We start from the raw sequence: 21484 nt of genomic DNA on the forward strand, positions 1-21484 counted from the left end.
GTCCAAGCAGGCTCAGCCAGTACCAGGAGACACCGGTGAGCGCCGAAGGTCGTTTGATCGCGGGCCGGTACCGCTTGCAGCAGCAGATCGGCAGCGGCGCCATGGGCGTGGTGTGGCAGGCCGTTGACGAACGCCTGCACCGCACGGTCGCGGTGAAGCAGCTGCTGCTTCAGGCCGGCTACACCCCCGAGGAAACCGAGGAAGCCCGTCAGCGGGCGATGCGCGAAGGCCGCATCGCCGCCCGATTGCAGCACCAGAACGCGATCGTCGTGTTCGACGTCGCCGAGGACGAGGGCCAGCCGGTCCTGGTCATGGAGTACCTCCCGTCGCGAAGCCTCGCGTCGGTCATCGACGAACAGGGCGTGCTGCCACCGCTGCAGGTGGCCAGGATCGGCGTGCAGGTGGCCGGGGCGCTGGCCGCCGCGCACATGGCCGGCATCGTGCACCGCGACCTCAAGCCGGGCAACATCCTGCTCGGCGACAACGACATCGCGAAGATCACCGACTTCGGCATCTCGCGCGCCATCGGCGACGTCGCGGTCACCAAGAGCGGCATCCTCGCCGGCACCCCGGCCTACCTGGCGCCCGAGGTGGCGCTCGGCCGCGACCCGGCGCCGGCGTCCGACGTGTTCTCGCTGGGCTCGACGCTGTACGCGGCGATCGAGGGCGGGCCGCCGTTCGGCGTGGACGAGAACGCGATCAGCCTGCTGCACCGGGTGGCGCGCGGGCAGATCGAGCCGCCGCAGCAGGCCGGTCCGATGACCCCGGCGCTGATGCAGCTGCTGCGCCCGGACCCGGTCGACCGGCCGACCATGGCGCAGGCCCGCGAGCTCCTGCAGGCCGTGCTCGACGGGCGGCCGATCCCCAACGCTTCGCCGAACGGGGGCTGGCAGCGGCCGACCGCCGCAGCGCCGCGCACGCCTCCGGCGGGCAACCGGATGGGTCCGCCGCCGAGCGCCAACCCGCCCACGCGCGTCGGCGCCGCAGTGCAGGCGGCGGAGCCGGCGCGGCGCAACTACCGCCAGGTGGCGCTGTGGGTGGTGGCGATCATCGTCGCGGTGCTCGTCGGGGTGCTCGCCGCGAACGCCTTCGGCGACGGGGCTCCGCCGGAGCAGCCCGGCCCGGCCACCTCGGCGCAGTCCGCCCCGCAGACCCAGCCGACCAGCACCACGCCGACCACGTCGGCCGCGCGGACGACGTCCGCGAAGCCGACCACGACCAGCCCGACGACGTCGAACTCCGCGGGGCAGCCGTCCAAGGAGGAGGTCGTGGACGTGGTGCGCGATTACTACTCGCTGGTGCCGAAGAAGCTGGATCAGGCGTGGGAGCTGCTGGGCCCGAGCCTGCAGTCGCAGGGCAAGGACGGCTACGAGAGGTTCTGGAAGTCCATCGACGACGTGAAGATCATCGGCGAGCCGGTGATGTCCGGGTCCAACGTGATCGTCACGCTGCAGTTCACCAGGGGCAACAGCAAGATCACCGAGACGCACGCGCTCGGCATGGTGGCCACGCCGGATGGCGACGTGCTGATCAACACCGACCGCCGCAGCTGACCCGGCCTAGCGCCGCCCGGGAGTTCCGGGCGGCGCGCCGGTCAGCTGGCGACCTCGTGCAGCGTCGCCAGGAGTGAGCGGGTGGCCGGCAGGTCGGCCACCGTTTCGCGGACCGCCGCGTAGAGGCGGCGCGCCGGTTCCGGATTCCGCACCGCCCGCACCACCACGCCGGGGTGCACGATGTCGAGCCCGAGTCGCGGTACCAGCGCGACGCCCAGCCCGGCGGCCACGAAGCCCTGGGCGGAGTAGCTGCCGTCGGTCTCCAGCGCCACCTTCGGCGTGAAACCGGCGCTGTCGTAGGCGTCCCCGAGCAGCCTCGAACAGATGTCGTCACTGGTCACGGCGCTGTTCACCCAGGATTCGCCGGCCAGCCGGACCAGGTCGATGCAGTCCTCGGCGGCCATCGGGTGCGACTTCGGCAGCACCACCCGGTACGGGTCGTCGGCGAGGTGCACGAACCGCACCCCGCGCCGCTCGGGCACGGAGCGGCCCACCACGATGATCGCCAGGTCGGCCTCGCCGCGGGAGACGTCGTCGACCAGCTCCACCTCCTGCATCCGCAGGTCCAGCTGCACGTCGGGGTGTTCGGCGCGGAACTTGGCGACCGCCGGCGGGATCAGCCCGACGCTGGCGGTGTGGAAGAACCGCACCCGCAGCAGGCCGGTGCGCCCGGCCCGGATGTCGGCCAGCTCCGCCTCGGTGCTGCTGAGCAGGTCGGCGATCCGCCCGGCGCGCTCGGCCAGCAGGGTGCCGGCCGGGGTCGGTTTCAGCCCGCGCCCGACCTTCTCCAGCAGCGGCGTGCCCGCCTCCTTCTCCAGCGTGGACAGCTGTTGGCTGATCGCGGACGGCGTGTACCCGAGGTTCGCCGCGGCCGCGCTCACCGAGCCGCTCGTGACCACGGCTCGCAGCACCTGCATCCGGCGTACGTCCAGCATGCCTCCACAGTACAGCAGATCTGAAGCGTCGATTGATTTTATTTCACTTGTGCTTACGCCTCGGCGGGCGCAACGTAGTAGGTGGAGATCGGTTCGGCGGTCGCCGAAAGTTCGGAGACCTACCGTCTCCGCGGGCTGCCACTTCGACCACGCCCCGCGAGACCGGAGAAGACATGAACAACCCGACCAACTACGTGCGACTGGGCGTGCTTGCGCTGCTGTGGGGCTCCAGCTTCCTGCTGATCAAGCTCGCGCTGGGGGCGCTGTCCCCGACCCAGATCGCCCTGACCCGCATCGTGCTGGGCGCGGCGGTTCTCGTCGCGCTGTGCGCGCTGCGCGGCCTGCGGCTGAGCAGCGATCGCAAGCTGTGGCGGCACATCGCCGTCGCCGCGCTGTTCGGCAGCGCGCTGCCGTGGGTGTTGTTCGGCCTCGGCGAGCAGACCGTCGACTCCGGCCTGACCGGCGTGCTGAACGCCACGACACCACTGTGGACAGTGTTGTTCGGGCTGTTCGCCGGACGCGAGGCGATGCCACCGGCCCGGCTCGGCGGTCTGCTGCTGGGATTCTTCGGCGTGCTGCTGATCTTCGCGCCGTGGCAGGGCGGCAGCCTGCTCGACTGGGGCGTGCTGGCCTGCCTGGGCGCGGCGGTCAGCTACGGGATCGGCTACGTCTACATCGGACGGAACCTGACCGGGGACCACGGCCTGCCGCCGCTGACCCTGGCGGCCATGCAGATGATCGCCGCCACCGGTTACGCGCTGCTGGCGCTTCCGCTCGACGGCCTGCGGCCGGTGGGCTGGGATCCCCTCGCGCTGCTCGCGGTCGCGGTGCTGGGCATCTTCGGCACCGGCCTCGCCTTCGCGATCAACTACCGGATCATCGGCGAGGAGGGCGCGACCACGGCGTCCACCGTGGCCTACCTGATGCCGATCGTGTCCGTGCTGCTCGGCTGGTTGCTGCTCGGCGAAGAACTGGGCCTGCGGGTCCTGCTGGGCATGGCGATCGTGCTGCTCGGCGTGGCGCTGACCCGCCGCTCCACCACCCCGAAACCCGTTGCCGCACCCGAAATCGAGGAGGACGAGATGTCGAACCAGCTCCGCACCCAGCCCACCACCCGCACCGACGAGCTCCCGCCGATCGGGCGGCTGAGCGCCTGGGCGCGGTTCCGCCTCGCCCTGCTGCGCGGTTCCCAGCTCTACGCCGAACTGGCCAGCAACCACCCGATGAAGTGACCGGCGCCGGGGAGTTCCCGATGGAGCGGGAACTCCCCGGCGGTCAGGCCGGTTGGTCGTCGCGGGCCCGCGACGCCGGCTGGGCGTGCAGCGATTCCAGGCTGCGCCCGGCGGTGCGCAGGCCCGCCACGGCGAGGACGAGGGCCCCGATCAGCAGGAGCCCGCACAGCACCGCGAAAACACCGCCGAATCCGATGTCCGCGTACAGGTATCCGATCGCCACCGGCGCCATGATGGCCCCGACCCGGGCGGTGGCGCTGGCCAGGCCCATGCCGGTCGCACGGGTCGCGGTCGGGTAGATCTCGGACGTGTAGGCGTACAGCGGGCCGGCGACGCCGTTCATGAAGAACGACAGGGCGACGGTGAAGCAGAAGATCGCCACGTCGTCGGTCGCGGTGCCGAGCCCGGCCGCGCAGCCGATGCTGCAGCACAGGAAGACCACGATCGTCCACTTGCGGTCGAGGCGTTCGCTGATGGCGGCGGCCACGTAGTAGCCGGGCACCTGGGCGACCGCGCTGGCCAGGGCGAAGGCGAAGCTCTTGGAGATCGTGAATCCCTTGAGCACCAGGAGCGTCGGCAGCCAGGTCCCATAGCCGTAGTGCGTCGCCTGGATGGCGAACCACAGAACGCACACCACGGCGGTGCGCCCGGCCAGGCCGGGAGCCCACAGCGCGGCGAACTGCCGGATCGCGCTCCGCCTGGAGGGGGCGGGCTTCGCTGCCGGCTCCACGACCTCCGGCACCGGCGGAAGTTCCTGCCGGGCGGCGATCTCCCGCTCGAAGCGTTCGACGATCTCGGTGGCCTCGGCGATGCGGCCCTGGCTGATCAGGAAGCGCGGCGACTCCACCAGCGTCCGGCGCCACCAGAGCAGCAGGAGCACCGGCGCCACGCAGATCACGCACGCGATGCGCCAACCCGGCTCCGGCGACGGGCTGATCACGGTCACCGCGGTGAGCCCGGCCAGGATGTAGCCGAACCCGAGGAAGACCATCGTGTTGCCGATGTTTCGGCCGCGGTTGCGGGCCGGGAGGAACTCCGAGATGTACGGCACGATCATGGTGGCCTCGGCGCCCACCCCGATCCCGCTGAGGATCCGCCACAGGATCAGCTCGCCCGGGCTGCTCGCCGTCGCCGCGACGAGGGTGAACGCGACGTAGACCAGCAGCGCGTACATCAGCACCCGGCGGCGGCCGATGCGGTCGGCGAGCAGCCCGGCGGCCAGCGCGCCGATCAGGTAGCCGATGAACACCGAGGCCAGCAGCCAGCCGGCCAGCCCCGACTCGACCTTCCACAGGGCGACCACGGTCGAGGCGGCGTAGCCGAGCAGCACTGCGTCGTAGGACTCGAAGAGGTAGCCGAGGCCGCCCTGCAGCATCAGCCGGCGGTGCGGCTTGCCGACCGGGAGCCGGTCCAGACGCGCGAGGAGCTCGGTGCCCGTGGGCAGCGGTGCGGAGGCGGTCACCGGCGCCTCCCGGCGGAGGAGCGGGCGCTCAGCGGGCGCGCGGACCGGTGGGCGATTTCGCGCGAAATCGCCGTCACTTCCCCACCCGGAACCCGGCGGCTCCTCGGCGGCTTCGAGCCGGGTCGCGGTGCGGTGCGGCGGTGCCGCGTCCGCCCGGCATCTGCGCTGGTGGTCATCGCGACTCCTTCCATGCGGTTTGCGGCATGGTCGGCGAACGCGGCGCAGGCATTGTCGAAAGTTGGCGAATCCGTCATGATTCCCGGCTGTGGCGGGGAAATCGGTCATGCTCAGCGAGTCGGACCTGGCACTCGTGAACGCTCTCCAGGTCTGGCCCCGGGCCCCGTGGTCCGCCGTGGCCGCTTCGCTGGGCGTCCGGTCGGCCGATGCCGTGGCCCGCCGCTGGGAACGGCTGTCCGGCAGCGGCGACGCCTGGACGACCGCGTACTTCGCCGCGCCCGCCAACGGCGACTGCGTCGCGTTCGTGACCGTCCGGTGCCTGCCGGGCACCAAGGACGAGGTCGCGGCGGCGCTGGCCCACGACTCCTGCTGCATCTCGGTGGAGGTCACCGCCGGGGCGCAGGACCTGATGCTCACCGTGGCGGCGCAGAACCTCGAAGCGCTCAACCACTACCTGCTCCGGCGGGTCGAGCGGATTCCCGGCCTGACCGCGACGACGACGGCGCTGGTCACCCGCTTCTACAGCGAGGGGGCGAACTGGCGGCTGCACGCGCTGGGCGCTTCGGCGCACGCGGCACTGGACCCGGGGCTCGACCGCCAGCAGCCCGGCACCGCGTTCACGTTCAGCGCGCTCGACCGGAGGTTGGCGCGGCTGCTGTCGGAGAACGGCCGCGCCTCCTACGCGGAACTGGCCCGCGATGCAGGCACCAGCCAGGCGACGGCACGCCGCCGAACCACCGCGATGCTGCGGTCCCGCGTCCTCTCCCTGCGCGGCGAGGTGGCCGCGCCGCTGGTCGGCCTGCCCGTCACCGTGACCGTGCGCGGCCGCGTCGCCGCGGAGAACGTGGATCGCGTGGCGGCCGGATTCGCCGGCCTGGCACCGGTCCGGATGTGCGCCACGGTCACCGGCGAGCACAACCTCCTCGCCACGGTGTGGCTGCCATCGATTAGCGCGATCCAGCAGTTCGAGCAGGTGGTAGCGCGGAACTTCCCGAGCTTCGTCGTGCACGACACGCTGGTGAACCTGCGGACCGCGAAGCGGATGGGCAGATTGCTCGCGGAATCCGGGCGCGCCACCGGCGTCGTACCGATGCGCGCCTGGTCCGTGACCGAGTCACACCAGGCGGCGGTCTGAGGCCCAGCGGGAGAGCTCGTAGCGGTTCGACAGCTGGGTCTTGCGCAGCACGCTGGACACGTGCGTCTCCACCGTCTTGACCGAGATGAACAGCTCGGAGGCGATCTCCTTGTACGCGTAGCCGCGCGCCAGCAGCCGCAGCACCTCGCGTTCGCGCGGCGTCAGCAGGTCCAGTTCCGGGTCGCCGACCGGCGCCGAGTTCGGGCCCTCCGAGAACGCGTCCAGCACGAAACCCGCCAGCCGCGGCGAGAAGACGGCGTCGCCGGCCCGCACCCGCTCGATCGCGTCCGCGAGCTCCCGCCCGGAGATGGTCTTGGTGACGTAACCCCGCGCGCCGCCGCGGATCACCGCTATCACGTCCTCCGCCGCGTCCGACACGGACAGCGCCAGGAACACCACGCCGGTGTTCTTGCTGCGCACCTGCCGGAGCACCTCGGCGCCGCCGCCGTCGGGCATGTGCACGTCGAGCAGCACCACCTCGGGCGCGTAGTGGCCGATCCCGGCGACCGCCTCGGCGACCGATCCCGCCTCCCCGACCACCTCGACCTGGTCTGCGGCCGCCGCCAGCTCGGCGCGCACCCCGGCTCGGAACAACGCGTGGTCGTCGACCAGGAACACCCGGACCGGCCGGGATTCGCTGACCTCGGGTGTCGCTTCACCGGTCACGATCAACATCCTCCATCGCTGGTTTCGTCCCGCAGCGTACGCGAGTTCACGCCGCTGCCCTGGGCATTTCCATCTGCACCTCGGTGCCCGAGCCGGGCGAGGTCCGCACCTTGACCCGGCCGCCGTGCCGCTGCATGCGGCCGTGGATCGAGTCGGCGAGGCCGTGCCGGTCGTCAGGCACCTGCTCCGGGTCGAACCCGGCACCGCGGTCGCGCACGTACACCGACACCTGCTCGGGCTCCACCTCCGCGTAGACGCTGACCTCCCCCACGCCCGCGTGCTTGGCGGCGTTCACGATCGCCTCGCGGGCCGCGGCGAGCTGAGCGGACAGGCGCTCGTCGAGGTCGCAGTCGCCGACCACGACCTGCTGGACCTTGACCGCGAAGACGTCCTCGACCTCGCCGCAGATCCGGGCCACCTCGGCGGCGAACCGCGCGGCGGGCCCGTCGTCGGTCGACGCCGTGCCGTCGGAGCCGTAGCCGTCCGGGCCGTAGAGCCAGTTCCGCAGCTCGCGTTCCTGGCCCCGCGCCAGGCGGCGCACCTCGCGCTCGGACTCGGCTTGCTTCTGGATCAGCGCGAGGGTCTGCAGCACGGAATCGTGCAGGTGCGCGGCTATCTCGGCGCGTTCCTGCGAACGGATCCGGCTCGCCCGCTCGACGTTGAGGTCGCGGACCAGGCGCAGCCACCACGGCACGGTCAGCACCGCGACGCCGATCAGCGTGGCGACCATCGCGAGCAGCCCGGTGCGGACGTCCGATGGATCGGAAGTGCCGGCCAGGAAGACCACGATGCCCACGACGACCAGCGCCGCCCCGGCGAGGATGCGCACCAGCGCAGGCCGCCCGCCGCCGCCGACCATCCCGGACCGGGCACCCTGTCGCCACCGGCGGCGCTGCGACTCGTCGGCCTCCCGCCAGACCACGGCGGCGCCGATCAGCACCACCAGCAGCGGGGCGACGACCCACGTCGGCATCGCCACCAGCGAACCGACCGCCACCATCGCGCCGATGCCGAGCAGGATCATCCCGAAGCCCTGCTGGCGCTCCTTGGTCGAGACCGGCTGCTCCGCGCCGGTGCCCTGCGGGACGAACACCCAGAGCATCGCGTAAGCGATGATTCCCGCTCCACCGCACACGGCGAGCGCGGCGAAGGCACCGCGCACCCAGAGCACCGGCAGGTTCAGGTGCTCGGCGACACCACCGGCCACCCCGGCCACGAGCCGTCCGGTGCGTCGCCGGTGCAGCTGCGCGAACGGTGCGGGCTGCCGGTGCTCCGCCGTCAGGCGTGCCGCCGGGATCGTCGGCGGTTCAGCCGCCGCTTCCGCCGCACTGGTCCGCTTCCGCTTGTACCGGGCTTTCACGACATCGATGGTCACACGCACGCGCGCACGCGGGCATCGGGGACGGTCCCTGACTTTCCGGGCTACCTCAGGGGCGACCCTGATGCCGCCGGCCGCGCCGGACTCGGATAGTTGTTGCCATGACCAGTACGAAGCGGTCCGGCATCGCCGGTTTCGAGGACACCTTGCGGGACTTCTGGGAGACCCGCCCGGTGCGGCCGCGCACCGGGGGCAAGCTGGGCGGCGTGTCCGCCGCGATCGGCGCGCGGTACGGCATCGACCCGATCCTGGTGCGCGTCGCCTTCGTCCTGGGCACGTTCTACGGCGGCGCCGGGCTGGTCCTCTACCTGCTGGGATGGCTGCTGTTCCCGAAGGAAGGCGATCCCGTTCCGGGCTCGACCGAGCCGACCCGGGAGCCGACGTCCCCGACGCTGGCCGTGGTGATCGTGCTCCTGCTGATCCCGGGAGTGCTCTGGTTGGTGAGCACGCCGTCGATCCTCGGCCTGGCGATCGGCCTCGCCCTGCTCTACCTGCTGCATCACAACTACAGCGACCGCGGGGCCGCGCCGGCGGCACCCCGGGCGATGTCCGAAACCGGCCCGCAACCGGCGGCTCCGGTGGCTGCGAACACCTGGGTCTACCCCGGTACGACATCGACCGCGCCGCCACCGGACGACACGCCGCGGCAGACTCCGCCGGCCTGGGATCCGCTCGGCGCCGCGCCGTTCGCGTGGGACCTGCCCGAGCCGAGCGAGCCGGACGAGCCCGAGCAGAAGCAGCCGCCGCGGCGCTGGATCAGCTTCGTGACCCTGGGGCTAGCGGCGTTCGCCGCCGCCCTCGCCACCGCGCTGGGCGCGCCGATGAGCACCGCGCTGGCCATCGCGCTCGCCGTGCTGGGCGTGGGCATGGTCGTCGGCGCGTTCCTGCGCGGCGGCCGCGGGCTGATCGGGGCCGCGATCCCGGTCGGCGGGCTGGCCATGCTGCTGGCGGCGCTGCCGCTCGGCGATCTCAGCGGCGAACTGGGCGACGACGAGATCCGGCCCACCGCGATCCAGAACGTCCAGCCGCTCTACAAGCGATCGGCCGGATCGGTCCAGCTGGACCTGCGGGACCTGAAGATCGCCGACGGCCAGGAGCTGCACACCGGCGCCAACGTCGGGCTCGGCGACATCCTCGTGCAGTTGCCGCCGGACGTGGACGTGACCGCGCGGTGCGCGGCGGAGCTGGGCAGCGTGCAATGCCTGGGCGACTCGACGGACGGCCGGTCGGCGGAGCGCACGGTCGTGGACCAGGGCGAGAACGGACCCGGCGGTGGGCACATCGTGCTCGACCTGGTGGTGGGCACTGGAGACGTGGAGGTCGTCCGTGGCTGACGAAGAGATCACCCGCCGTGCCGACCGCGGCGGACCGGACATGTTCACGCTGGCCGGCGGCCTGCTCGCGATCGTCATCGCCGGGGGTCTGCTGCTCGGCTTCGGCGGCGACGTGCAGTGGCTGCTCGCGGCGTCCGCGGTCGCGATCGGCATCGTCATGCTGATCGCCTCGTTCCGAACCCGCCGAGACACCTGAACCGGCGGTCCCGAGGTCCTCTGAACCGCAATTTCAATGGAAATCGAAGGTCCGATTTCCATTGAAATTGCGGAAGTTGTCCACAGGAGTCGGCGTGTCGGGGTGTGACACGCCGGTGGTCCGCAATTTCCATTGAAATTGCGGACCACCGGGGAGCCGGGAGCGGGCTGTCAGAGGACGATGCCGAGGACCACGAGGACGATTCCCGCCAGGGCGGCCACCGGGACTCCGATCGCCAGCCACCGGTGCTGGTTCCGGCGGCTGTCGCGTACCTCCTGCTCGGTGCGGGTGGAGACGATGAAGTGGCCGTCCCGCTCGGGTTTTCCGATCACGAGCGGACCGATCTTGTCGTGCACCTCGCCGAGGACGTACAGCCGTCGGCCGGGCCGGATCACCCACTCCTCGTACTCGTAGCCGATCGTGCCGCTGCTGTCGAAGATGGCCGGCAGCTGGAGGCCGAACACCACCGGGCCCTGCGGGTCGTACGGCTCGAACCGATCGACGACCTGCTCCGGCCGGTCCGGGTTGGTGCCGTTGGGATCGACGCCGATCAGCACGCCCTGGTCGTCGCGCAGCGCGTAGCCCTCCCAGGACGTGTGCTGGGCGACGATCTCGGTGCGCCGTTCCGCGTGGCGGCGGCCGTCCCGGTAGTTCACCTGCTCGTAGCGCCGCTTGACGACGTAGCGGAACCAGACGCATTCCGTCTTGCTGAGCTCGGAGACGAGCACGCCCTCCGGTCGCGGGTGGGCCGTGCCGACCACCTCGCACTGCTTGCGGAACCCGCCCCGCGCGCCGACCTCGTCGGAGGCCCGGCGCAGCACCTCCAGCTCGTTGACCGGCAGGGTTTCAGCACCGATCATCGCGTGCAGCTGGTCCCGGGCACGCCGCATGAAGTAGAACCCGACCCCGGCCGCGACGAACAGCACGATCCCGACGATGACCATCGATCCCCCTCTGCTCGGCGTGCCCGACCCTAGTTCCGGGTGCCCGGGCGGGACGGCGATTCCGGCAGATCTGCAATGCTCGCCACGATTCCGCCGGGCTCAGCTCGCGGCGACGTGCACCTTCTCGGCGCCGATGCGGCGGATGCGTTCGTTGCCCCAGATGCCGAGGTCCGTCAGCGCCCGGTTGAGGGATTCGCCGTGCTCCGTCAGGGAGTACTCCACCTTCGGCGGCACCTCCCGGTAGACCTCGCGGTGCACGAGCTCGTCCTGCTCCATCTCCCTGAGGTGCTGCGTCAGCATCTTCTCGGTCACGCCCGGCAGGCCGCGGCGCAGTTCGGCGAACCGCCGGGTGCCGTGTGCCTCCAGCTCCCAGAGGATCAGCACTTTCCACTTGCCGGACACCACGTCCATCGCGGCATCGATGCCGCAGAAGTAGGGCCCGCGCCGGGCTGACTTCGCCATCCGCACTCCTCGTGAACCGACCGGAGACAGGTCGATCCTATCGACCGCGGAACCGGTTGCGGCATCGGAAAAGCGCCGGTCCCTGACCAGGCGCGGATCTGAACGCGGGTCCAAAACACGACACGAGCGGGACCGGGTGCGGAACCGGTGGGCATACTCGATCGATCCATTTTCGAACCCTGGGCGCGCGGGAGTGGGGCGCTCCCACTACTCGGAAGGAGCCGACATGGCCCCGAGACGACTGCTCGCGGCCGGTGCCGCGCTCGCCCTACTGGCCTCCGCGCCGCTGTTCGAAGCCGGTGCGGCGCCCCGCGCCGAGGTGTTCTTCGACGACTTCTCCGGCGCGGAGCTGGACCGTTCGAAGTGGACGGTCGAGGTGACCGGCGAGAACTTCGGCACCGTCAACCAGGAGCAGCAGGCCTACATCGACTCGCCGGAGACCATCTACCTCGACCAGGACCCGTCGACCGGGGCGAGCAACGGTGCGCTGGTGCTGCACCCCCGTTTTCAGCCCGGCCACCAGGCGCCGGACGGGCAGACCTACGACTTCGTCTCCGGCCGGATCAAGACCCAGGACAAGGTCGAGTTCACCTACGGCAGCTACGCCGCGCGGCTCAAGCTCCCCGAGGGCGCCACCGCGTCCGGGCTGTGGCCCGCGTGGTGGTCGCTGGGCGCGAACATCGACGCCGGCAAGCCGTGGCCGGAGTGCGGCGAGATCGACATCATGGAGCACGTCGGCGAGCCGTGGACGAGCTCGGCGCTGCACGGCCCGGAGTACCACGGCGACACCCCGTTCACGAAGCGCCAGAACTTCGAGGGCAAGGACCCGGCCGACTGGCACGTCTACAAGGTCGACTGGACGCCGGACGGGCTGGCCTTCTTCGTGGACGACGTCGAGACGTACCGCGTCACCAAGCAGGAGATCCAGTCCAAGGGCTGGACGTGGGCGTACGACGACCCGCAGTTCCTGATCCTGAACTTCGCCCTCGGCGGCGGGTACCCCAACGGCGTCAACGGCGTCACGGAACCGTACTTCGGCCTGCCGCAGTCCACAGTGGACAAGGTGGCCGCGGGCAACGTCCGGTACCTGGTCGACTGGGTTCGCGTCGAGCAGTGACGCGGGATTCCGCGAAGCGGTGAGCTCTGACGCCGGCGAAGCGAGAAGGGCGCCCCGACCGGCCGGTCGGGGCGCCCTTCTCGCTTCAGGCCGCTGGGATCACTCCCACTCGATGGTGCCCGGCGGCTTGGAGGTGACGTCTAGGGTCACCCGGTTGACGTCGGCGACCTCGTTGGTGATCCGGGTGGAGATCCGCTCCAGCACGTCGTAGGGCAGCCGGGTCCAGTCCGCGGTCATCGCGTCCTCGCTGGACACCGGGCGCAGCACCACCGGGTGGCCGTAGGTGCGGCCGTCGCCCTGGACGCCGACCGACCGGACGTCGGCCAGCAGCACCACCGGGCACTGCCAGATGTCGCGGTCCAGGCCCGCCGCGGTCAGCTCCTCGCGGGCGATCGAGTCGGCCGCGCGCAGCGTCGCGAGCCGATCCGCGGTCACCTCGCCGATGATCCGGATGCCCAGACCCGGGCCAGGGAACGGCTGCCGGTGCACGATCGTCTCCGGCAGGCCCAGCTCCAGCCCGACCCGGCGCACCTCGTCCTTGAACAGCGCGCGCAGCGGCTCGACCAGATCGAACTGCAGGTCGTCGGGCAGCCCGCCGACGTTGTGGTGGCTCTTGATGTTCGCGGCACCGGTGCCGCCGCCGGACTCCACCACGTCCGGGTACAGCGTGCCCTGCACCAGGAAGTCGATCTGCTCGCCGGCCGCGCCCGCCTCAGCCTGCAGGTCGCGGGCGGCCTGCTCGAAGACGCGGATGAACTCGCGGCCGATGATCTTGCGCTTCTCCTCGGGGTCGGTGACGCCGGCCAGCGCGCCGAGGAACCGGTCCACCGCGTCGATGGTGACCAGCCGGACGCCGGTCGCCGCGACGAAGTCGCGCTCCACCTGGGCGCGCTCGCCGGAGCGCAGCAGGCCGTGGTCGACGAAGACGCAGGTCAGCTGGTCGCCGATGGCGCGGTGCACCAGCGCGGCGGCCACCGCGGAGTCGACCCCGCCGGACAGCGCGCAGATCGCCCGCCGGTCGCCGATCTGCTCGCGGATCGCGGCCACCGTGTCGTCCACGATGGACGCGGTGGTCCACTGCGGGCGGACCCCGGCGATCTCGTGCAGGAAGCGGCGCAGCACCTCCTGGCCGTGCGGCGAGTGCACCACCTCGGGGTGGTACTGCACGCCGGCCAGCCGGCGCTCGACGCTCTCGAAGGCGGCCACCGGGGTGTCCTTGGTGCCGGCGGTGACGGCGAAGCCCTCGGGGGCCTTGCTCACCGAGTCGCCGTGGCTCATCCACACCGGGTGGTGGCCGGGCAGCTCCGCGTGCAGCGTGCCGCCGTCACCAGTGATGTCCAGCTCGGTGCGGCCGTACTCGCGGGTGCCGGTGTGCTCGACCGTGCCGCCGAGTGCGGAGGTCATCGCCTGGAAGCCGTAGCAGATGCCGAAGACCGGGATGCCCGCGCTGAACAGCTCCGGGTCGACCTGCGGCGCGCCGTCGGCGTAGACGCTGGAAGGGCCGCCGGAGAGCACGATGGCCGCCGGGTCGCGGCGCGCGATGTCTTCCACCGAGGTGTCGTGCGGGACGACCTCCGAGTAGATCTGCGCCTCCCGCACCCGTCGCGCGATCAGCTGCGCGTACTGGGCGCCGTAATCGACAACGAGGACAGGCCCCTGCCCCTGGCGATCGGCGCCCTTGCTGCTTGCGGTACCGGACACGTCGTCGAAACCTCCTGGCGAGAGCGGTGGCGCCCATTGTCCCAGGTAATCAAGGCCACAGCGGCACCGACCCCGCCCTTGCCCGGCGGGACGGCGGGGAGCCGGGACCGGTGCTCGACGGCACCGGACCCGGCTCCCCGGTCCGGGAGATCAGAACTGGCCGGGCTGGTAGTCGCCGGCGGGCTGCCGGACGATCACGTTCAGCCGGTTGAAGGCGTTGATGAGCGCGATCAGGGACGCCAGCGCGGCGAGCTGGTCCTCGTCGTAGTGCTTGGCGGCGTTCTCCCAGGCCTCGTCCGTGACACCGCCGGCCGCATCCGCGATGCGCGTGCCCTGCTCCGCCAGCTCCAGCGCCGCGCGCTCGGCCTCGGTGAAGACCGTGGCCTCCCGCCACGCCGCGACGAGGTTGAGCCGCAGCGACGATTCGCCGGCGGCGGCCGCCTCCTTGGTGTGCATGTCGGTGCAGAACCCGCACCCGTTGATCTGGCTCGCGCGGATCTTCACGAGCTCCTGCGTCGCGGCGGGCAGCTCCGATCCCGAGACCGCCTTCTCCGACAAGACGAGGTGCTTCAGGAACTTGCCCGCGACCGGGTTTCCGAAGAGGTTCAAACGCGCATCCATGGTCGGCTCCTCTGCCGTTTTCGGTGCCTGCACACCTATGACGAGTCGACCCGGCACGATGTGACCGGTCCGGATGTGATGCCCGTCTCATCATCCGCCGAGGTAGGCGAGCACCCGGCGCGCCCGCAGGGCCGCCCGCACGCCTTCGTCGCGGAACGACGGCGGCAGCCGGACGTCCACCACGGCCGCGTCCGGCGCCTCCGCCTCGATCAGGTCGAGGAACGGCTCCGCCTCGGCGACCACGGCGGTCACCTCGATGCCGACGCTGCTCAGCAACAACTTGAGCCCGGGTGCCCACGGCCTGTCGCGGCACGCCGTCGCCGCCATAGCTTCGCCGCCATGATCCAACCGAAAGCCCGCTCGGTCCTGGCATTCATCGGACTCCGCCGACCAGCCGCCGAGCCCGCTGACCGCGGGCCTGACGGCGTGGCCGGGCTGGCTGGCGATGGCCGGTCTCCTCTGCGTGCTCGCGCTGCGCCGCCGGTTCGGCGGCGGTCAGACGACGGGCAGGCGCAACGCAGCGGGCGCGGTGGCCGGGACCGCCGGGGACTTCGGGGCGACCGGCGCCACCTGGCGGTAGCCGGTCCCCTGGTCCGGGCGGGCGTCCTGCTCGCCCTTGTTCGGCCACATCGAGAACGCCCGCTCCGCCTGGGCGGTGATCGTCAGGGACGGGTTCACGCCCAGGTTCGCCGACACCGCCGAACCGTCCACGATGGACATCGTCGGGTAGCCGTGTGCCCGGTGGTACGGGTCGATCACGCCGTGCTCGGCGTCCTCGCCGATCACGCAGCCGCCGAGGAAGTGCGCCGTCAGCGGGATGTCGAACAGCTCGCCCCAGGTGCCGCCCGCGACGCCGCCGATGCGCTCGGCGACGAGCTCGTTGGCCTGCTCACCGGCCGGGATGTAGGTCGGGTTGGGCGCGCCGTGGCCCTGCTCCGAGGTCAGCAGCTCCTTGCCGAAGACCCGCTTGAGCCGCGTGGTCAGCGAGTTGTCGAGGCTCTGCATGACCAGCAGGATCACGGTGCGCTCGCTCCAGTTCTTGACCGACAGCATGCGCAGCGCCAGGTTCGGGTGCTTCCACACGTACTTCGCCCACTGCTTCCACCGCGACCCCTCGCCGCCCTTGGTCGCCAGGGTCTGCAGCAGCCCCATCGCGTTGGCGCCCTTGGTGTAGCGCACCGGCTCGATGTGCGTGTCGGTGTCCGGGTGGAACGAGGAGGTGATGGCCACGCCGGTGGAGAAGTCGCGCTCGGGGTCGCGCTTCTTCATCTGCGCGCCGATGATCGCCTCGGAGTTGGTCCGGGTAAGCCGCCCGAGCCGCGTCGAAAGCCGCGGCAGGTCGCCGTTCTCGCGGCAGCGGTGCAGCAGGTTCTGGGTGCCCCAGGTGCCCGCCGCGACCACGACCTGGTCGGCGCGGAAGATCCGGGGCCGCCGGGACACCTTCGCCCCGGTGCGCGCGGTCGCGATGCGCCACCGGCCGTCGGCGCCCTGCCCGAGGCGGGTCACGGTGGTCAGCGGGAAGACCTTGGCGCCGCCCGCTTCCGCCAGGTAAAGGTAGTTCTTGACCAGCGTGTTCTTCGCGCCGACGCGGCAGCCGGTCATGCAGGCGCCGCATTCGGTGCAGCCGGTGCGCGCGGGCCCGGCGCCGCCGAAGAACGGGTCGGAGTCGGTCTGCCCGGGCTTGCGGAAGTACACGCCGACCGGCGTGTGGTGGTAGGTGTCGCCGACGCCCATCTCCCCGGCGACCTGCTTGATCACCACGTCGGAGGGGGTTTCGGTCGGGTTCTGGACGACGCCGAGCATCCGGGTGGCCTGGTCGTAGTGCGGGGCGAGTTCGGCTTCCCAGTCGGTGATGTGCGCCCACTGCGGGTCGTTGTAGAACGGCGCGAGCGGCCGGTAGAGCGTGTTGGCGTAGTTCAGCGAGCCGCCGCCGACGCCCGCGCCCGCGAGGATCAGCACGTTGCGCAGCAGGTGGATGCGCTGGATGCCGTAGCACCCGAGCTGCGGTGCCCACAGGAACTTCCGCAGGTCCCAGGACGTCTTGGGCAGTTCGTCGTCGGCGAACCGGCGACCGGCTTCGAGCACCGCGACGCGGTAGCCCTTCTCCGTCAGGCGCAGCGCGGCCACGCTGCCGCCGAACCCGGAACCGATGACGACCACGTCGAAATCGGTTTCGCTCTCGTCACGTCCAGCCATGCGCGACAGACTAGACGTAATTACTCGCCAGTAGCTAGAGGCGGAACAGGTTCTGCACCCGCTTTTCGCGAAGCAAAGACCAGCCGTCCGGCGGAGCCGCGGGCGGGATCGGAGATGCCGCGACCGGGTCGGCCGGGGCGTCCATCCCCATACCCCGAAGCCCGATTCGCCCGGTTCGGAAGTCTCCAATTTTAGGCAAAATCGGAATCCCGCCCGGGCGTGTGGGACCCCAATTTTAGGCAAAATTGGGCCCCTGCGGACTCGGCCGTCAGTGCTCGGCGGCGCGGAGGTACCGGGTGCCGAGCCTGGCCAAGCGATCGCGGAGCTCCGGCGGATCGACGACCTCGAAGTCCGCCTCGATCAGCCCCGCGAAGACCGCCAGGAGGTGCATCGAATCGGCGCCCATGGTCACGTCGCAGGCGTTGTCGTCCACCGGCTCGATCAGCGCGCCGGTCGGCGTGATCAGCTCCGCGACGCGGGCCGCGGACAACCGGAACCGCAGCGTCGCCTGGAAGTGCCACAGCGCGACGTTCAGCCGTTCGCCGAGGTAGGCGACGACATCGCCGCCTGGCAGCTCGCGCGGGGCGAAGCGCGGCCCGGTCGGCGTCCTGGGATCGATCCGGTCGGCCCGGAACGTCCGCCAGTCGTCGCGCTCCACGTCCCACGCCACGAGGTACCAGCGGCGACCCCAGCCGACCAGCCGGTGCGGCTCGGTGATCCGCCGGCTCGTCGTGCCGTCGTGGGCGGAGTAGTCGAAGCGGAGCCGCTCGCGGCCCCGGCAGGCGGCGGCGATCGCGGTCAGCACGCTCGCGTCCACCGTCGGGCCGCCCCCCGGCATCGCGATCATGGCGCTCTGCAGGGTCTGCACCCGGTGCCGCAGCCGGGACGGCAGGACCTGTTCCAGCTTCGCCAGCGCCCGGGCCGAGGTTTCCTCCACCCCGGCAACCCCGGCGGCCGTGCGCAGCCCGACGGCGACCGCGACCGCCTCGTCGTCGTCCAGCAGCAGCGGCGGAACCGCCGCCCCGGCACCGAGCCGGTAACCGGCCGTGCCCTGGGTGGCGTGCACCGGATACCCGAGCTCGCGCAGCCGCTCGATGTCGCGGCGCACGGTCCGCGCGCTGACGCCGAGCCGCTCGGCGAGCTCGGACCCGGCCCAGTCACGAGGGGTCTGCAGCAGCGACAGCAGCTTGAGCAGGCGCGCCGAAGTGTCCAGCATGCCGCCGAGTCTGCCGTCCGATTAGGACAGCGGCCGACCTGATCCCGCATGGCACCGAAAGACCAAGGCTCGTGAGTGCTTTGGATCGCTGCAGCGATCCAAAGCACTCACGAGCCCGGTGAGGACGTGGGTCAGCCGCGGAGCGACAGGCCGACCTTCTGGAACTCCTTGAGGTCCCGGTAGCCGGTCTTCGCCATCGCGCGGCGCAGGCCGCCGAAGAGGTTCAGCGTGCCGTACGGGTCACTGCTCGGCCCGAACAGCAGCTGCTCCAGGTCCGCTCCCGAACCCGCGAAGCCGACGATCTCGCTGCGCGGCAGGCTCGGGTGCGCGGCCGCGGAAGTCCAGTAGTAGCCCTGCGCCGGCGTCTCCGCCGACTCGGTCAGCGCCTCGCCGAGCATCACGGCGTCGGCGCCGCAGGCGATCGCCTTCGCGATGTCGCCGGAGTACGACAGGCCGCCGTCGGCGAGCACGTGCACGTAGCGGCCGCCGGTCTCGTCCAGGTAGTCGCGGCGGGCTGCGGCGGCGTCGGCGATCGCGGTGGCCATCGGCACCCCGATGCCCAGCACCTGGGTCGTGGTCGCCGCGCGGGACTGGCCGAAGCCGACGATCACGCCGGCCGCGCCGGTCCGCATCAGGTGCATCGCGGTGCGGTAGTCGCCGACCCCGCCGGCGATCACCGGCACGTCGAGCTCGGCGATGAACCGCTTCAGGTTCAGCGGCTCGCCATCCCGGGCGACGTGCTCGGCGGAGATGATGGTGCCCTGCACGACCAGCAGCTCGACGCCGGCGGCGAGCAGGTCCGGGGTCAGCTCCTCGGCGTGCTGCGGGCTGACCCGCGCCGCCACCGTGACACCGGAGTCCTTCACCTGCTTCAGCGCGGTGGCCAGCAGGTCCGCCCGGATCGGCGCGGCGTGCAGCTCCTGCAGCAGCCGGATCGCGGCCTCGGGGTCGCTGTTCTCCTCGGCGGCGCGAACCACCTCGAACAGCTTCTCCTCGACGTTCTCGTGGCGCGCCCACAGCCCCTCGGCGTTCAGCACGCCCAGCCCGCCGAGCTCGCCGATCCGCACCGCGGTGGCGGGCGAGACGACCGCGTCCGTCGGGTGCGTGACCAGCGGGATGTCGAAGCGGTAGGCGTCGATCTGCCACGCCAGGGAAACATCCTTCGACGACCGGGTCCGCCGCGAGGGCACGATCTCCACGTCGTCCAAGTCGTAGCCGCGCATGGCCGTGCGGCCCATGCCGATCTCAACCTGATCCCGCACCGTTGAAGTCCCTCCTCGCGGCACCGCTGTCCGACGAAGCATTCTCTCTTCGCTGCCCGTGTGACGTGCAACGGGGGCTCCTTAGCCCGCCGCGACCGCGCGAAACCGGCGGTTCCGGCGCCCCCGGAGAACGACGCGGCCGCCGCATCGCGGGGATGCGGCGGCCGGGACGGTGGTGGTCAGCGCGTGGTGTAGTTCGGCGCCTCGACGGTCATCTGGATGTCGTGCGGGTGGCTCTCCTTGAGCCCCGCCGCGGTGATCCGCACCAGCTTCGCGTCCTGCAGCTCCGGAATCGTGTTGGAGCCCGTGTAGCCCATGCCCGAGCGCAGTCCGCCGATCAGCTGGTCGACCACCTGCGCCAGCGGCCCGCGGAACGGCACCCGGCCCTCGATGCCCTCCGGCACCAGCTTGTCCTCGGACAGCACGTCGTCCTGGAAGTAGCGGTCCTTGGAGTACGACTTGGCCTGGCCCCGCGACTGCATGGCGCCCAGCGAGCCCATGCCCCGGTACACCTTGAACTGCTTGCCGTTGACCAGCACCAGCTGGCCCGGCGACTCGGCGGTGCCGGCCAGCAGGCTGCCCAGCATGACGCTGCTCGCGCCGGCCGCGATGGCCTTCGGGATGTCCCCGGAGTACTGGATGCCGCCGTCGCCGATCAGCGGCACGCCCGCCGGGCGGCAGGCCATGCTCGCCTCGTAGATCGCGCTGATCTGCGGCACGCCGACCCCGGCGACGACGCGGGTGGTGCAGATCGAGCCCGGCCCGACGCCGACCTTCACCGCGTCCGCCCCGGCGTCGACCAGCGCCTGCGCGCCGGCCCGGGTCGCCACGTTGCCGCCGATGACGTCGACGGAGTTGCCGAGCTCCTTCTTCAGCGTCGCCACGGTGTCCAGCACCGCGCGCGAGTGCCCGTGCGCGGTGTCCACGATCAGCACGTCGACACCGGCGTCCACCAGCGCCATCGCGCGCTCGTGCGAGTCCGCGCCGACGCCGACCGCCGCGCCGCACAGCAGCCGGCCGTCCGGGTCCTTGGTGGCGCGCGGGTACTGCTCGGTCTTGACGAAGTCCTTGACGGTGATCAGCCCGCGGAGCTTGCCGGCGTTGTCCACGATCGGCAGCTTCTCGATCTTGTTGCGCCGCAGCAGCCCGAGCGCGGCCTCGGCGGTGACCCCGACCTGCGCGGTGATCAGCGGCGTCGCGGTCATGACCTCACGCACCCGCCGGGTGAAGTCCACCTCGAACCGCATGTCGCGGTTGGTGATGATGCCGACGAGGGTGCCGTCCGGGTCGGTCACCGGCACGCCGGAGATGCGGAAGCGGGCGCACAGCGCGTCCACCTCGGCGAGGGTGTCGTCCGGCGAGCAGGTCACCGGGTCGGTGACCATGCCCGCCTCGGAGCGCTTGACCACCTCGACCTGGGCGGCCTGCTCCTCGACGGACAGGTTGCGCTGCAGGATGCCGACGCCGCCCTGGCGGGCCATGGCGATCGCCATCCGCGCCTCGGTGACGGTGTCCATCGCGGCGGACAGCAGCGGTACCCGCAGGCGGATGTTGCGGGACAGCTGGGTGGACGTGTCGACGCCGCTGGGGATGACGTCGGACTCGTCCGGCAGGAGGAGCACGTCATCAAAGGTCAGACCCAGTGTCGCGAACTTCGAGGGGAGGCCGGGTGCGGAGAGTTCGCTGCTCATGGCGAGGGATGTGCCTTCCTTCACGCTATGGTCCGCAGACTGCGGGTGCGGCTGGATGTCCTCGGCGATTACGTGTGGAACGTGGCATCGGCATCGGGGATTCCCTCAATGATAGAGACCACAGGTCAGGCGCGTTTGCCCCGTGGGCCGAGGGGTGGGCCACGCCACGGCAGGCGGGCAAACCCGCCCCGACAACCCCACGAGGT

The 21484-nt window shown here is 71.4% G+C and carries 19 protein-coding genes; 6 read left to right on the plus strand and 13 right to left on the minus strand.

Annotated features, from left to right (window positions below):
• Window positions 1-35 precede the first annotated feature (35 nt).
• Complete coding sequence (locus E1288_RS17700; protein WP_132486417.1) at window positions 36-1553, plus strand: serine/threonine-protein kinase; 1518 nt, start codon at window positions 36-38, stop codon at window positions 1551-1553.
• 41 nt (window positions 1554-1594) lie between these two features.
• On the opposite strand, the gene E1288_RS17705 is transcribed toward E1288_RS17700, so the two are convergent.
• Window positions 1595-2488 carry a LysR family transcriptional regulator gene (locus E1288_RS17705; RefSeq protein ID WP_132486419.1) on the minus strand — a complete coding sequence of 298 codons (894 nt, stop codon included), beginning with the start codon at window positions 2486-2488 and terminating at the stop codon, window positions 1595-1597.
• A 173-nt stretch (window positions 2489-2661) separates the two neighbouring features.
• On the opposite strand from E1288_RS17705, the gene E1288_RS17710 reads away from it, so the two are divergent.
• Entirely contained in the window at window positions 2662-3720 is a 1059-nt protein-coding gene (locus E1288_RS17710) for a DMT family transporter (protein ID WP_132486421.1), read from the plus strand.
• A gap of 43 nt (window positions 3721-3763) precedes the next feature.
• Here the strand turns inward: E1288_RS17710 and E1288_RS17715 are convergent, their stop codons facing one another.
• Entirely contained in the window at window positions 3764-5182 is a 1419-nt protein-coding gene (locus tag E1288_RS17715; RefSeq protein ID WP_165968158.1) for an MFS transporter, read from the minus strand.
• Between the two features lie 283 nt (window positions 5183-5465).
• Between E1288_RS17715 and E1288_RS17720 the strand changes: the two genes are divergently transcribed.
• Window positions 5466-6494 (plus strand): Lrp/AsnC family transcriptional regulator, encoded by a 1029-nt coding sequence (locus tag E1288_RS17720; protein ID WP_132486423.1) that lies wholly within the window; start codon window positions 5466-5468, stop codon window positions 6492-6494.
• Here the strand turns inward: E1288_RS17720 and E1288_RS17725 are convergent.
• Window positions 6474-7169, minus strand: coding sequence for a response regulator (locus E1288_RS17725; protein WP_132486424.1), 696 nt, complete (start codon window positions 7167-7169; stop codon window positions 6474-6476). The genes E1288_RS17720 and E1288_RS17725 overlap by 21 nt on opposite strands.
• 37 nt (window positions 7170-7206) lie before the next feature.
• Window positions 7207-8520 (minus strand): ATP-binding protein, encoded by a 1314-nt coding sequence (locus E1288_RS17730; protein ID WP_132486425.1) that lies wholly within the window; start codon window positions 8518-8520, stop codon window positions 7207-7209.
• A gap of 119 nt (window positions 8521-8639) precedes the next feature.
• Here E1288_RS17730 and E1288_RS17735 point away from each other — a divergent pair, with 119 nt between their 5' ends.
• Both E1288_RS17735 and E1288_RS17740 read left to right on the plus strand, forming a co-directional pair.
• Entirely contained in the window at window positions 8640-9872 is a 1233-nt protein-coding gene (locus E1288_RS17735; RefSeq protein WP_132486426.1) for a PspC domain-containing protein, read from the plus strand.
• Window positions 9865-10068, plus strand: coding sequence for a hypothetical protein (locus E1288_RS17740; RefSeq protein WP_132486427.1), 204 nt, complete (start codon window positions 9865-9867; stop codon window positions 10066-10068). Before E1288_RS17735 ends, E1288_RS17740 begins: the two co-directional genes overlap by 8 nt.
• Before the next feature lie 170 nt (window positions 10069-10238).
• Here E1288_RS17740 and E1288_RS17745 read toward each other — a convergent pair whose 3' ends face one another.
• Window positions 10239-11012 (minus strand): E3 ubiquitin ligase family protein, encoded by a 774-nt coding sequence (locus E1288_RS17745; protein ID WP_132486428.1) that lies wholly within the window; start codon window positions 11010-11012, stop codon window positions 10239-10241.
• A gap of 99 nt (window positions 11013-11111) precedes the next feature.
• A complete protein-coding gene (locus tag E1288_RS17750; RefSeq protein ID WP_132486429.1) occupies window positions 11112-11474 on the minus strand; it encodes a winged helix-turn-helix transcriptional regulator in 363 nt (120 codons plus the stop codon).
• A gap of 226 nt (window positions 11475-11700) precedes the next feature.
• Between E1288_RS17750 and E1288_RS17755 the strand changes: the two genes are divergently transcribed.
• Entirely contained in the window at window positions 11701-12591 is an 891-nt protein-coding gene (locus tag E1288_RS17755; protein WP_132486431.1) for a glycoside hydrolase family 16 protein, read from the plus strand.
• A 99-nt stretch (window positions 12592-12690) separates the two neighbouring features.
• Here the strand turns inward: E1288_RS17755 and guaA are convergent, their stop codons facing one another.
• From guaA to guaB, 7 genes are all read right to left on the minus strand, one after another.
• Complete coding sequence (gene guaA / locus E1288_RS17760; protein WP_132486433.1) at window positions 12691-14292, minus strand: glutamine-hydrolyzing GMP synthase; 1602 nt, start codon at window positions 14290-14292, stop codon at window positions 12691-12693.
• Window positions 14293-14442: 150 nt separating this feature from the next.
• Entirely contained in the window at window positions 14443-14913 is a 471-nt protein-coding gene (locus E1288_RS17765; protein ID WP_132486435.1) for a carboxymuconolactone decarboxylase family protein, read from the minus strand.
• A 90-nt stretch (window positions 14914-15003) separates the two neighbouring features.
• Entirely contained in the window at window positions 15004-15240 is a 237-nt protein-coding gene (locus E1288_RS17770) for a helix-turn-helix domain-containing protein (RefSeq protein WP_132486437.1), read from the minus strand.
• Window positions 15241-15408: 168 nt separating this feature from the next.
• Window positions 15409-17109, minus strand: a complete 1701-nt coding sequence (locus E1288_RS17775; protein ID WP_132486439.1) for a GMC family oxidoreductase N-terminal domain-containing protein — start codon at window positions 17107-17109, stop codon at window positions 15409-15411.
• Window positions 17110-17377: 268 nt separating this feature from the next.
• Window positions 17378-18325 (minus strand): helix-turn-helix transcriptional regulator, encoded by a 948-nt coding sequence (locus tag E1288_RS46995; RefSeq protein ID WP_165968159.1) that lies wholly within the window; start codon window positions 18323-18325, stop codon window positions 17378-17380.
• Between the two features lie 131 nt (window positions 18326-18456).
• Window positions 18457-19587 (minus strand): GuaB3 family IMP dehydrogenase-related protein, encoded by a 1131-nt coding sequence (locus E1288_RS17790; protein WP_132486443.1) that lies wholly within the window; start codon window positions 19585-19587, stop codon window positions 18457-18459.
• Window positions 19588-19766: 179 nt separating this feature from the next.
• On the minus strand, window positions 19767-21278 hold the full coding sequence (guaB, locus tag E1288_RS17795) for an IMP dehydrogenase (RefSeq protein ID WP_132486445.1): 1512 nt from the start codon (window positions 21276-21278) through the stop codon (window positions 19767-19769).
• Window positions 21279-21484 lie beyond the last annotated feature (206 nt).

Source organism: Saccharopolyspora elongata, assembly GCF_004348985.1.
Taxonomy (GTDB): domain Bacteria; phylum Actinomycetota; class Actinomycetes; order Mycobacteriales; family Pseudonocardiaceae; genus Saccharopolyspora; species Saccharopolyspora elongata.

Bases quoted from the DNA above. Each gene is read 5' to 3' on its own strand.
- E1288_RS17705 (WP_132486419.1), bottom strand. From the start codon at position 2,488: ATGCTGGACGTACGCCGGATGCAGGTGCTGCGAGCCGTGGTCACGAGC.
- guaB (WP_132486445.1), bottom strand. From the start codon at position 21,278: ATGAGCAGCGAACTCTCCGCACCCGGCCTCCCCTCGAAGTTCGCGACA.
- E1288_RS17725 (WP_132486424.1), bottom strand. From the start codon at position 7,169: ATGTTGATCGTGACCGGTGAAGCGACACCCGAGGTCAGCGAATCCCGG.
- E1288_RS17720 (WP_132486423.1), top strand. From the start codon at position 5,466: ATGCTCAGCGAGTCGGACCTGGCACTCGTGAACGCTCTCCAGGTCTGG.
- E1288_RS17755 (WP_132486431.1), top strand. From the start codon at position 11,701: ATGGCCCCGAGACGACTGCTCGCGGCCGGTGCCGCGCTCGCCCTACTG.
- E1288_RS46995 (WP_165968159.1), bottom strand. From the start codon at position 18,325: ATGCTGGACACTTCGGCGCGCCTGCTCAAGCTGCTGTCGCTGCTGCAG.
- E1288_RS17770 (WP_132486437.1), bottom strand. From the start codon at position 15,240: ATGGCGGCGACGGCGTGCCGCGACAGGCCGTGGGCACCCGGGCTCAAG.
- E1288_RS17765 (WP_132486435.1), bottom strand. From the start codon at position 14,913: ATGGATGCGCGTTTGAACCTCTTCGGAAACCCGGTCGCGGGCAAGTTC.
- E1288_RS17710 (WP_132486421.1), top strand. From the start codon at position 2,662: ATGAACAACCCGACCAACTACGTGCGACTGGGCGTGCTTGCGCTGCTG.
- E1288_RS17750 (WP_132486429.1), bottom strand. From the start codon at position 11,474: ATGGCGAAGTCAGCCCGGCGCGGGCCCTACTTCTGCGGCATCGATGCC.
- E1288_RS17745 (WP_132486428.1), bottom strand. From the start codon at position 11,012: ATGGTCATCGTCGGGATCGTGCTGTTCGTCGCGGCCGGGGTCGGGTTC.
- E1288_RS17775 (WP_132486439.1), bottom strand. From the start codon at position 17,109: ATGGCTGGACGTGACGAGAGCGAAACCGATTTCGACGTGGTCGTCATC.
- E1288_RS17735 (WP_132486426.1), top strand. From the start codon at position 8,640: ATGACCAGTACGAAGCGGTCCGGCATCGCCGGTTTCGAGGACACCTTG.